This is a genomic window from Virgibacillus sp. Bac330 (assembly GCF_003667845.1).
Lineage (GTDB): Bacteria > Bacillota > Bacilli > Bacillales > Amphibacillaceae > Virgibacillus > Virgibacillus chiguensis.
The window spans coordinates 2,455,574-2,467,903 of sequence record NZ_CP033048.1 but is presented as its reverse complement, the minus strand read 5'-3'; the positions used below and the strand labels follow the sequence as shown (position 1 = coordinate 2,467,903).

Genomic DNA, 12,330 nt, shown 5'->3' with positions numbered 1-12,330 from the left:
GAGGATTTAATACGTTATAATTAACAATCGTATTAAGAAAAATTAATATTAAATTTAAATGGATTTAAAAGAACAAATTATGAATTTAACAATTTGAGGTGAAGAGAGTGAAGAAATTTATATCCAGTAAATTAGGATTCTTCGCGGTAGCACTAGTGCTTTTTTGGGTGAAAACGTATTTGATATATAAATTTGAATTCAGCTTAGGGGTAAGTGGAGTAATGCAAGAATTTCTATTATTCTTCAACCCGCTAAGTTCTGCCTTGATTTTTCTAGGACTAGCGTTATTTGCAAAAGGTAGAAGAGCTGGAATTTGGATTATCATTATTGATGCGATACTTACATTTATTTTATATGCGAATGTCGTGTTTTATCGTTTCAATAGTGATTTTATAACAATACCAACGATGCTTCAAACAGATAATTTCGGGAGTATAGGTGGAAGCATTGCTGACCTAGCACAGTGGAGTGATTTACTGTATACGATTGACATTATTTTATTAGTCGGGTTATTTGTTTTTGTGAGGAAGAATTGGTCTGTGCAACGGATGCAATTCCGTAAACCATTTTTAGTAATTGCAGCTGGGGTATTAGCTTTTAGTATTAATCTTGGTCTAGCGGAAGCAGACAGACCACAATTGCTAGAACGTACATTTGATAGAAACTATCTAGTAAAATATTTGGGGGCATTCAATTTTACAGTTTATGATGCTATTCAAAGTGCAAAGACGTCAACAAGGCGTGTTTTAGCTGATAGTAATGACATTACGAAAGTAGAAAATTACACGAAATCCAAGTATGCAGCTCCAAATGAAAAGTACTTCGGTAAAGGTAAAGGAAAAAATATTATTAAAATTCACTTAGAATCATTTCAATCATTTTTAATTGATTACGAACTCCATGGAGAAGAAGTAACACCATTTCTTAACTCCTTAGTTCATGATCAAGAGAAAGGTTTTACGTACTTTAATAACTTCTTCCATCAAACAGAGCAAGGGAAAACAGCGGATGCTGAATTAATGCTGGATACGTCGTTGTATGGTTTACCACAAGGTTCAGCTTTTGTTACAAAAGGTAATAATACGTATCAAGCATTACCGGCAATTCTCGAACAAGAGCAGAATTATACAAGTTCTATTTTTCATGGTGATGGAAAGTCGTTTTGGAATCGGGATGAAGTATATAAACACCTGGGAATTAATGAATTTTACCATGAAGATTTTTATGATATGAGTGAAGAAAATGTAATCAACTATGGATTGAAGGATAAACCTTTCTTTGAACAATCCATGCCGTATTTAGAAGATATGGATCAACCATTTTACGCGCATATGATGACGTTGACGCACCATCACCCATATTTAATTGATGAGGAAGATGCTACGATTGAACCTGCTGAAACGGGCGATGGATCAGTAGATCGATATTTCCAAACAGCTCGCTATTTAGATGAATCATTGGAACAATTCTTCAATGATTTGAAAGAAAAAGGACTCTATGAAGATTCGATTATTATGATTTATGGTGATCACTATGGTATTTCTGATAACCATAATCGTGCAATGAAAGAAATAACGGATGAAGAAATTACACCAATGAAAAACGCAGACTTACAACGTGTTCCGTTTATGATCAGAATTCCTGGTGTAGAGAGCGAAGGAACAGTAGAAACATATGCTGGTCAAATTGATGTCATGCCGACCATGCTTCATATTCTTGGTATTGATGCGAAAGACTATATTCAGTTCGGTACGGATATGTTCTCTGAAGAGCATCATGAGGTTGTTCCTTTCCGTAATGGAAACTTCATGTCCCCAGAGTACAGCTATGTAGACGGAGAATATTATGATAGTGAAACAAAAGAAGTCATTGAAGAGCCTACAGATGAAATGAAAGAAATGCATGAGAAAGTTATGAAAGAACTTGAACTCTCCGATGAAGTGCTATATGGCGATCTGCTTCGTTTTTACACACCGAATGAAAAGTGGGAAGCCGTTGATACAAGTGATTATTTCTATGGTGGTCCAGAAAGTATTGTAGATGAAAGTGAAAATAAAGAAGAATAAGAGGAATAAAGAAAATAACCAATCGTAGCCAGCCTTATAGTGTGCTCCGATTGGTTATTTCATTATAGAGTACGTTGCTTGTAATTTCGTGGAACTAAATGCCGGAGGACGCCGACATACTCCTGTTGCAGGAGCATGATTCCTAAAACTTTCGTTAATTCGTTCCGACAGTCGCTACGTTGCTAACTGGGCGCCCCGAGCCTTTGTTCATCATGCTCATGCCCTATAGGAAAGTGTAAAAAATGATAGCAGTTGCTATAATTTAACAAGTAAGCTTTTTAAACCGTTGAAAAATATGCATTTCGTATTAAATAACTATTTAGTTAATATACATTCCAAATGCATTACATCGTGGCACGGAAAGAACATATAATGAAGTATACAAGCTTTAGTAAGTGGCTTGTGGTTGCATATAGGTCTAAAGGAACGTTTGTTCTATTTTTGTGTATGGAATTCTATATGTATGGCATACTAAATACAGATAACGTTCTTATGGAGTCGGCGGCAAACCCTAAATGAAAGGGGGTGAGCCAGGTGAATGTATATGAAGTTTTTGTAGTGATTTTCGCATTTGGCACCTTTCTGGTGACACTGTTGACGTTAGTGGTACGCATCATGAATAAAAAATAGACCTCATGCTCTTAAAAAACGTCGTTCGCAGAGGCCTATCCTATAAAGCCGATCCTCTTTTGAGAACCGCTTATCCATAGACCACAGCTAGCACTGTGGTCTTTTTAGTATATGTGTTATTATAGCAAAGTTATACGGAAAATGCTAAAGAGTTTGTTTTGTTTCAGGGGCTAACCTTATTTTTTGTGCTATGATTAGAGAAGAGATTTTTAAAAAGGAGAGTAGCGACAGTGGAACAAATGAAAGAAAAGAAATCCGTTTTGTATCAATATGTATTAATAGCAGGCATTATTGTCGCTGCTTTTAACTTACGACCAGCAATTACTTCTGTTGGGCCGCTTATCGGTATGATACGTGACCAACTAGAATTAGCTAATTGGAGTGCAGGGTTACTTACGAGTCTGCCATTATTAGCATTTGCGGTTATGTCACCGCTTGTAGCGAAGTTCAGCTATCGATATTCCAATGAGATGGTTATGTTCATGGGGCTACTTACTTTATTTCTTGGTATTAGTTTACGCAGCGTTTCGGTGGTTTTATTTGTTTTTGCAGGAACATTATGCATTGGCTTAGGAATTGCGGTTTGTAATGTTCTTTTACCGAGTATAATAAAAGAAAAATTCCCAACGAAAGTAGCATGGATGACAAGCCTTTATTCTACAGCTATGGGAATTTTTGCAGCATTAGCTTCTGGAGTAAGTGTTCCTATAGCGGAAGGACTTGGACTTGGATGGCAGATGGCATTATGGATTTGGGCCATTCCGGCATTGATTGGGACGGTCGTATGGTTTTACCTAACAAAACGTGAAAAAATGAAGCGTCATGTTTCTTATCATGGGAATAGCAGTGGGAATGAACGAATATGGCTTTCATCACTAGCTTGGCAAGTTGCGGGGTTTATGGGGTTTCAATCTTTTTTATTTTATGTCACGATATCATGGATGCCAGAGATTTTGCAGGCAAATGAGGTTAGTGCTTCAACAGCAGGTTGGCTATTATCTTTTATGCAATTTATTGGATTGCCTGCAAGTTTTCTTGTGCCAGTAATCGCTGAGAAATTTCGTTCTCAACAAGGGCTTGTACTAGCATTAGGATTATTTTCTGTTAGTGGATATGCTGGTTTATTATTCGGAGGAACATTTTCCATTATGGTGATCAGTGTTATTTTAATTGGCTTTTCGTTAAGCGGTACATTTGCCTTGGCATTGACATTCCTAGGTATGCGAGCGAAAACTGCAAAACAAGCTGCCTATTTATCAGGAATGGCACAGACCCTTGGTTATATTCTTGCCGCTTTTGGACCGTTTTTAATAGGATTTATTTTTGATAAAACCAAGAACTGGGACGTACCATTAGTCGTGTTAATTATTGTTTCTGTAATTGTTGTAACATTTGGTTTTGGTGCAGGGAGAGACAAGTATGTTTTTGAAAAATAATGTAACAAAAGAAGAAAATTCAAATAAAACGATTGAAAAAAAACCATATAGTGTGAAAGATAGTTATTTTTGGAGGATTAATGCTAGTTTAGCGTTAGCATCTTTTTTTATTTTTGCTAGTATGTACGCAATTCAACCCCTATTGCCAGTCTTTGTTGATGAATTTCAAATTAGTGTTTCCGTCTCTAGTTTATCTATGTCATTTACTATTATTGGTTTAATTGCAGGTTTAATCATCTTGGGTTTTTTATCAGATCGAATGGGAAGAACGCAGTTTATTAAAATATCATTATTAGGAGCTATTTTTCCGTTTTTCATTATGCCGCTAACGGATAGCTTTATCATATTTATTATACTTCGGTTTATACAAGGCTTTGCTCTTGCTGGTTTACCAGCTGCAGCACTTGCTTATTTACATGAGGAGATTGAACCTAAAAGTGCCGCTTTTGCAACAGCATTATATATATCTAGTAATGCACTAGGAGGGATGGCTGGAAGAGTAATAACGGGGGTAGTGTCAGATGTTATGTCTTGGCAGGTTGCCTTTTATGGACTAGCAGCATTTGGAGGGCTTATTTTAATACTAACTCATTTCTTGCTTCCACATTCCAAACATTTTCAACCTAGCCGACTACCATTTAGTAAGGATATAGAGGGATTTCTATTTCATCTCAAAGATCCCCAATTATTGCTCGTTTTTGGATTAGGAATTGTTTTGCAAATGTCGTTCACAGGGGTTTGGACCTACTTGCCTTTTTATCTACAAGGAGAGCCGTTTTTATTATCATTGCATACTATTTCTTATTTTTTTCTGGCTTATGGGCTTGGAGTCATTGGTTCACCTTTAGCCGGGTGGCTTTCCAGTTTCATAGGTTTAGAAAAAGTTCGCATAGGTGGTATGATTACCTTAGGCATTGGTATATTGTTTACACTACATAACGCATTACCTATTATTGTGGTTGGGCTTTGCATTACTTGTCTTGGCTTTTTTACAGCACATTCATTAACAGCTTCTTCTGTCAGTGAAACAGTTACACACCATAAAGGGAGTGCTTCTAGCTTATATTTAGTTTCCTATTACATAGGTGTTACCTTAGGTAGTTCCGCTTTAGCGCCGATATGGGAGAATTTCCATTGGAAAGGACTAGCTGTGTTACTTGGACTACTACCAATGATTTATTTACTTATCATTCGCTCTATTCCACATGGCAGTCGTCAGAGCACTTCTAATTCTGCTTACATGAATAAATAAACTTACGTAGGTAACTCTTATGTGTTATAAAGAACTTTGCTTTATTATGGAAGGAGGAAAAATAGTTTATATGTTAAAACATTTGCTTTATGAATTAATTGGTTGGATTTTTACCGGTGTAGGGGCTTACTTCATTTATGAAGATCCAACACTTATTCTACCTTACATTAGCCTAGGGATAGGTTTAGCTTTCATCATTTTTCATTTACCGAAGAGTTTACGACGAAAAAAATAAGTGTGAGTTATATTTACGCAAATGCATATAGGTTCGATTTTGAAATACAGTTACGAAAATAATTAAAATTAACGAAATGTAATTTTAAAAGACGCCTAATTATGATATAGTTAACATGGAGCGAGCTGAAAACGCTTATATAAATTCATTTTATGAACACGAAAGGATAATGGAAATGTTAGAATCAGGGACGTCAAGCAATATTGTTATTGGTTTAATGTCTGGTACTTCTTTAGATGGTATTGATGCAGCGATCGTCAAAATAAATGAAGACCATGCATTAGATTTTGAACTACTTCATTTTGCTAGCTTTTCCTATTCAAAAGAAATGAAAGAAAGAATTTCAAACATGTGCAACCCGGAAACAGTACGTATTGAAGAAATATCAAGCATGAATATGTATCTTGGGAAGTTATTTGCAGATGCTTCGAAACAAGTGATGGAAGATGCTAGGTTGTCATCGGAACAAATTTTGTTAATTAGTTCACATGGTCAAACGATATATCATCAGCCAGAACCAAAGGAAGTAGAAGGAAATAAAGTTGTTTCAACGCTACAAATTGGGGATATCGGTATGATTGCAGAACTTACCGGTATTACAACAATTGGAGATTTTAGAACGAGAGATATGGCAGCTGGTGGACAAGGAGCTCCATTAGTACCATACACGGATTATAAGTTGTATCGGAAAGAAGAATACGGAAGAGCCCTAGTTAATATTGGAGGGATTTCCAATGTAACCATACTTCCAAAAGGATGTAAAGAAGCGGATGTACTAGCTTATGATACCGGGCCTGGAAATATGATAATGGACGCTTTTACAAGTTTAGCTACAAACGGTGTACAAAATTATGATGAGAATGGTGCTATAGCAGCTAAAGGAACAGTCAATGAAACCTGGTTATCGCAGCTTTTAGATCACCCTTACTTTCATCTAACAGCACCTAAAAGTACGGGAAGAGAATTATTCGGAGAAGCGTACTCTAACCAGCTATGGCTTGAAGCTGAGCGTCTTCAAATTGATAATGATGATAAAGTAGCTACGGTAACAGCTTTAACTGCAAAAACTATTGCTTTAGAGATTAATAAATATATCGCATCTGCTAGCTTAAAAGAAGTGTTTATTAGTGGTGGGGGCAGATATAATAAAACGCTATTAACGTTAATTTCTAAATATTTGTCTAAGGATGTCATTGTTTGCGGAACGGATGAAATTGGCATGCCTGCAGATGCCAAAGAGGCGATCTCTTTCGCTTTACTAGGATATCAATGCTATAAACAAAGAACGAATAATCTTCCTGCGGCAACTGGTGCAAAGAAACCAGTAGTTATGGGAAAAATATCGTGGTAGTCCACCATGCGAATGAGAAACATAAAGGAAAAAAAGGTTAAAGATGATAAGTAATCTGCCATTTACTACTACGTAAAAAAGCTACGCTTATTGTTCAATCTTTTTTATTGCTTTCCAATAGTATGAAAATAAACATGTGGGAATCTATTCGTTCCCACATGTTTATGAATAACAACAAACGTCACTGTCTGTTTCTGTTTATTTCACAAAATCAGGTACTTCTGTAATGTTTATTCCCCAAAGCATCGGCAGTAAGAAATAAATGGCTACCGTGACTAAAATAGAGCCTATTATATTTAACGCCACGCCAGCTTTAACCATATCTGGAATGCGTAAGTAACCTGAACCAAAAACGACCGCATTTGGTGGGGTAGCAACCGGTAACATAAAAGCACAAGATGAAGCTACACCAGCAGCAATCATAACTGCAAATGGATGGACTCCTAGAGCTAAAGCAAGCGCCGCCATGATAGGGTACATCATATTTGCTGTTGCGGTATTGGAAGTAATCTCTGTTAAGAATATAACTAGTCCTGCAACAACTAGCAATACAATGAAAATATGAATACCTTGCAATGCAGTTAATTGATTTCCGATCCATTCAGAAAGGCCAGACTGCGTAAATCCTGCTGCTACTGCTAAACCTCCCCCAAACAATAACAAGATCCCCCATGGTAGCTTCACAGCTGTATTCCAATCTAATAGAAATGTGTCTTTATAATTTTTGGAAGGTAGCAAAAACAAGAGGATAGCTGCGCTCATTGCGATAATCGCATCATTTATATTAGGATTAATTTGAACAAGTAAAAATGAACGAGTTATCCAAGCCAAAGCTGCTAGAATAAATACAGTGAAAACAGCCTTTTCCTCAGCCGAAGGTTTACCAAGCTTTTGCTTTTCTTGATGAATCACTGCTTTGCCACCAGGAAGCTGTTTTAGTTTTAATGGGTAAGCTATTTTAATTAGGTAAAACCAAATGATAAAAATAAATACCCATGCGATTGGCACGCCAAATAACATCCACTTTGCAAAGGATAGTTCTATTCCATACATTTTATTAATGACGCCTGCTAATGCTGCGTTAGGAGGTGTTCCTATTAGTGTAGCAATACCTCCAACAGATGCTGAATATGCAATACTCAGCATGAGAGCCTTTCCAAAAGCAAAGTTCTCTTTAGAAGTGTCGATGGAAGGATCGTCCTTTAAGGCGTCCGAAATTTGGTAAATAATAGCTAGACCAATGGGAACCATCATCATTGCTGTAGCGGTGTTAGAAATCCACATGGATAAAAAACCAGTTGCAACCATGAATCCTAGAATAATACGGTTCGTGTTCGTACCAATTACAGAAATAATGGATAGTGCAATTCTCCTATGTAGATTCCATTTTTCCATTGCTAGCGCTATCATAAAACCACCCATAAACAAAAATATGGTATCGCTTCCATAGGAAGATGTAGTAGTACCAATATCTAAGCCACCTGTTAAAGGAAATAAAATGATTGGTAATAAAGAAGTTGCTGGAATGGGGATTGCTTCGGTCATCCACCAAATTGCAACCCAAATCGTACTAGCTAAAATGGCTAATCCCTGTTGAGATAAGCCTTCAGGTGAAAAAAATAATAAAGTGATGGTAAATAATAATGGTCCAGCAATTAAACCAAAAAGCTGCCCAGGCTTATAGTTACGATTTTTTCCCGGCTCATTATTGTTTCCTACTAGACTATCGGAAGGGTCTATGGATCTACCAGTTGATAATCTAGAGGAATTAGCTTGAACAAAAAATGTAAAAAAAGATTTTAATTCGTCATGTTTCTCCCACATCCAATTCCAAGTTGACGAAATCATACATATTCCCCCTTTTTCTCCCATGTATAACATTATATTTAACTATCATAGTTTGAGCAAGATAAGATGATTTCGTTTTCATTGTCAATAGAAATTTTTCGCTTCATTTGGTAATTATTTTACTTTTCCGCAAGCAACTCGTTCATTGCATAGATAGGAGTGAGTTTAACTTTCAATGTATGTTATGATGTTCATGATAAGGCATTCTTTGTTGTAATGTTGGAGAAATAGGAAAAGGAGTTATAAATGATGAAAAAATTGTTGTTAACTGGTTTTGCAGCATTTTTAGATAATCCAATCAACCCTACAGAAAAAATAGTGGAAGAACTAGATGGAGGAGTAATAGATAGTTATAAAATTGTTGCTAGAAAATTGCCGGTTGATTTTATGACGGCAGGAAAACAATTGATTACACATATGGAAGAAGTAGAGCCACAAGCTGTTATTGCTTTGGGATTGGCTACAGGAAGAAGTGCTATTACACCTGAGCGGATTGCGATAAACTGTAATGACGGTTTAAAAGACAATCGAGGATACCAACCGCACGGAGAGAAAATAGTAACTGGTGGTGCAGATGGTTATTTTTCTACCTTACCTTTAAATAAAATAATTGATGCATTACATGACGAACAGCTACCTGCACATATATCAAATACTGCCGGTACATACGTATGCAACAACGTTATGTATCATGCATTACATTTTGCGCAGAAGCAAGCTCTATCCACTCCAATTGGTTTTATCCATCTTCCAGCATCTCATGCGCTCGCTTTGAAAAAACAACTTCCTAGCTGGTCGCAGTCCGATTTAACGCGTGCTGTAAAAACAATCATTTCTACTTTATCTTGAATAGAAGGTGCTAAAAACCCCAATTTGAACATTTACTAGAAGCATTGCAACTATGTTAATAAATTTTAACAGTATATGTAGAGCTACTTTATTGATTCGCTATCCGAAATGATTTAAAATAACGTAGACACGATCATAGGATAGAAGGTGATAGGTATGCCAAAACAAATTTGGCTACTCGTAATTGCAACAACGGTAAATGTCACTGGTGCTTCTTTCTTATGGCCATTAAACACTATATATATGCACAATGAATTGGGGAAAAGCCTTGCTTTTGCAGGGTTTATTTTAATGCTTAACCAAGGTGCATCTATTGCAGGTAACTTACTAGGCGGTATATTGTTTGATAAGTTCAGCCCTTATAAAACGATCCTTTACGGAACAGGGTTAGCAATGATGGCTTCTACCGTTATGGTATTATTGCATCATGACATTGTATATTATTCTATTGCGCTTATTCTAATAGGTTTTGGTTCTGGGATAACGTGGCCTGTTATGTTTGCGATGGCTGGTTCGATTTGGAAAGAAGGAGGAAGACGTGCGTTTAATGCCATATATGTTGCACAAAATTTTGGAGTTGCATTAGGAGCTACTGTCGGTGGCTATGTAGCAAGTATATCGTTTAATTATATTTTTATAAGCAATGCGATTTTGTTCTTTAGCTTTTTTCTTATTGTTTTCATGACGTTTAAACCAATGGACGCTTTTGTAGATCGCCAGATGCATACGACCGTTTTAAAACAGCAAGGAAAGATGAAAGATAAATCAGCCTTTATCTCCTTACTTATTTTATGTGGCGGCTTTTTAATAACTTGGATTGCTTATAGTCAATGGCAATCCACTATTGCTTCCTATACGCAAGATTTACAAATACCATTAGAATTATATAGTACTTTATGGGCAATTAATGGCTTTCTTATTGTGTTAGGTCAACCTCTCATAAAGTTGCTTACCACAAGGGTTACTTCACAAAAAAAGCAAATATATGTTGGCAATACCATTTTTCTTATATCTTTTCTGATTGCTTTATGGTCAGAAACCTTTAGCATGTTTGCCATAGCTATGGTAATCTTAACAGTGGGAGAAATGCTTGTTTGGCCTGCCGTTCCTACTTTGGCAAATGATTTAGCCCCACAAGGAAGGACAGGTTTTTATCAAGGAATAGTAAATAGTATTGGTGCCGCAGGAAGGATGGTCGGGCCATTATTAGGTGGGGTTATTGTAGATATGTTTAACATTGAATTGTTATTCTTTATTTTATTAGCACTACTCATTATTCCTTATATAACAACGAGTATGTATGATCGGGGTTTCGTTTTCACTAGAAATACTTGATAAATGGAGGCTAGAAAATGGAGCAAGCAAAGAATATTAAACTTATCGCTTTAGACATGGATGGCACGCTATTAACAAAGGATCATGAAATTACACCGCTTACTCGTCAAGCAATTTCAGAAGCAATGGATAAAGGAATTCATGTTGTATTAAGTACTGGACGTTGGTTGCAATCTTGTTACCCATTTGCGGAATCTTTAGGATTACAATCTTATCTCGTAACAGTGAATGGTGGAGAGATTTGGACGAAAGACAAAGAGCTTGTCGAGCAACATTTGTTTGACGCTAAGAAAATTGAACAGATGTACCATATCGCTGCAGGGCTTGGACTTACGACGTGGATGATCACTACAGAACAAGTATATCGTAATGAGTTGCCAGAAAATGTTCATGAGCTAAAATGGTTGAAATTTGGTTGTGAGTCTCATGACCCAGTCACTTTAGAAAAAATGATTAAAGAGTTATCGTTTATAGATGGGCTGGAAATGACGAATTCTTTACCAACAAACCTAGAGGTAAACCCTGAAGGAGTAAATAAGGCCAAAGGTTTAGAAAAAGTTTGTAACTTGGTTGGAATAACAATGGATGAAGTGATGGCGGTTGGAGATAGTTTGAATGATATAAAAATGATTCAACAAGCTGGAGTAGGTGTTGCTATGGGTAACGCGCAAGAAGCGGTAAAAAAAGCTGCGGATGATATTACAGATGTGAACAACGCAGATGGAGTTGGCAAAGCTATTAGACGGCACGCGCTGTAAATATATAGAACGTTAAACAAAAGGGGAGATATCTTTCTCTCCTTTTTATACGTATAGGAAAATTTATAGTATAATAAAATGACAGCGTTTTTCTAATAGCAAATGGAAGGTGTTGTAAGTTTATCGCTTCAAGAAGTGATGGGAAGTTTCATTTTTCACCTAGATTACACAAGTGACAATAAGATGCCTTGTGCACGGTTGTCACATGTAATTCCATACATAAATATTTTCTTATTAACATATAATATAAGTAGAATAGCCTTTTAAATCCTATAGACGGGATGCACCGAACGATAGTTGTATGCTTAGTAGCTTTCCTTCTGGCAACAATAGGCGTATAATAGAAGTTAGTATAAGAAAGGAGATGCTCACATGTCTTTTTCACGTGGACCAAAAGAACCGGTTCCAGAAGTGGAAACGAACATTTGGTCATGCACCAGTGACGACTGTCAAGGTTGGATGCGGGAGTCGTATAGTTTTGAGGAGGAACCAACATGTCCGTTATGTAAGTCCACTATGCAAAAGGAAGTAAGGACTCTTCCTGAACTTAAGTAGCATGAACCAATAAGT

General features: G+C 36.5%; 11 protein-coding genes. 10 read left to right on the top strand and 1 reads right to left on the bottom strand.

The features are described from left to right. Positions 1-107 precede the first annotated feature (107 nt). From D9780_RS11525 to D9780_RS11505, 6 genes are all read left to right on the top strand, one after another. Positions 108-2,066, top strand: a complete 1,959-nt coding sequence (locus D9780_RS11525; protein ID WP_121640170.1) for a lipoteichoic acid synthase — start codon at positions 108-110, stop codon at positions 2,064-2,066. 525 nt (positions 2,067-2,591) lie between these two features. Beyond that, positions 2,592-2,696 (top strand): putative holin-like toxin, encoded by a 105-nt coding sequence (locus D9780_RS11520; protein WP_073007685.1) that lies wholly within the window; start codon positions 2,592-2,594, stop codon positions 2,694-2,696. 239 nt (positions 2,697-2,935) lie between these two features. Then, positions 2,936-4,132 (top strand): CynX/NimT family MFS transporter, encoded by a 1,197-nt coding sequence (locus tag D9780_RS11515; protein ID WP_121641479.1) that lies wholly within the window; start codon positions 2,936-2,938, stop codon positions 4,130-4,132. Then, positions 4,116-5,384 (top strand): MFS transporter, encoded by a 1,269-nt coding sequence (locus D9780_RS11510; RefSeq protein WP_121640169.1) that lies wholly within the window; start codon positions 4,116-4,118, stop codon positions 5,382-5,384. The genes D9780_RS11515 and D9780_RS11510 overlap by 17 nt, the downstream gene beginning before the upstream one ends. 70 nt (positions 5,385-5,454) lie before the next feature. Then, positions 5,455-5,619, top strand: a complete 165-nt coding sequence (locus D9780_RS21115) for a hypothetical protein (protein WP_162985849.1) — start codon at positions 5,455-5,457, stop codon at positions 5,617-5,619. Between the two features lie 175 nt (positions 5,620-5,794). Continuing rightward, positions 5,795-6,970: an anhydro-N-acetylmuramic acid kinase gene (locus D9780_RS11505; RefSeq protein WP_205601077.1), complete on the top strand. Its 1,176-nt coding sequence runs from the start codon at positions 5,795-5,797 to the stop codon at positions 6,968-6,970. Positions 6,971-7,168: 198 nt separating this feature from the next. Here D9780_RS11505 and D9780_RS11500 read toward each other — a convergent pair whose 3' ends face one another. Then, a complete protein-coding gene (locus D9780_RS11500; protein WP_073007681.1) occupies positions 7,169-8,818 on the bottom strand; it encodes an SLC13 family permease in 1,650 nt (549 codons plus the stop codon). 246 nt (positions 8,819-9,064) lie between these two features. Between D9780_RS11500 and D9780_RS11495 the strand changes: the two genes are divergently transcribed. The 4 genes from D9780_RS11495 to D9780_RS11480 all read left to right on the top strand — a co-directional run bounded on the left by D9780_RS11495 (position 9,065) and on the right by D9780_RS11480 (position 12,315). Further along, entirely contained in the window at positions 9,065-9,667 is a 603-nt protein-coding gene (locus tag D9780_RS11495) for a pyroglutamyl-peptidase I (RefSeq protein WP_371413654.1), read from the top strand. A gap of 156 nt (positions 9,668-9,823) precedes the next feature. Next, positions 9,824-11,002: an MDR family MFS transporter gene (locus D9780_RS11490; RefSeq protein WP_121640167.1), complete on the top strand. Its 1,179-nt coding sequence runs from the start codon at positions 9,824-9,826 to the stop codon at positions 11,000-11,002. 17 nt (positions 11,003-11,019) lie between these two features. After that, positions 11,020-11,760 (top strand): Cof-type HAD-IIB family hydrolase, encoded by a 741-nt coding sequence (locus tag D9780_RS11485; protein WP_073007673.1) that lies wholly within the window; start codon positions 11,020-11,022, stop codon positions 11,758-11,760. 372 nt (positions 11,761-12,132) lie between these two features. Then, positions 12,133-12,315, top strand: a complete 183-nt coding sequence (locus D9780_RS11480; protein WP_073007670.1) for a cold-shock protein — start codon at positions 12,133-12,135, stop codon at positions 12,313-12,315. Positions 12,316-12,330 lie beyond the last annotated feature (15 nt).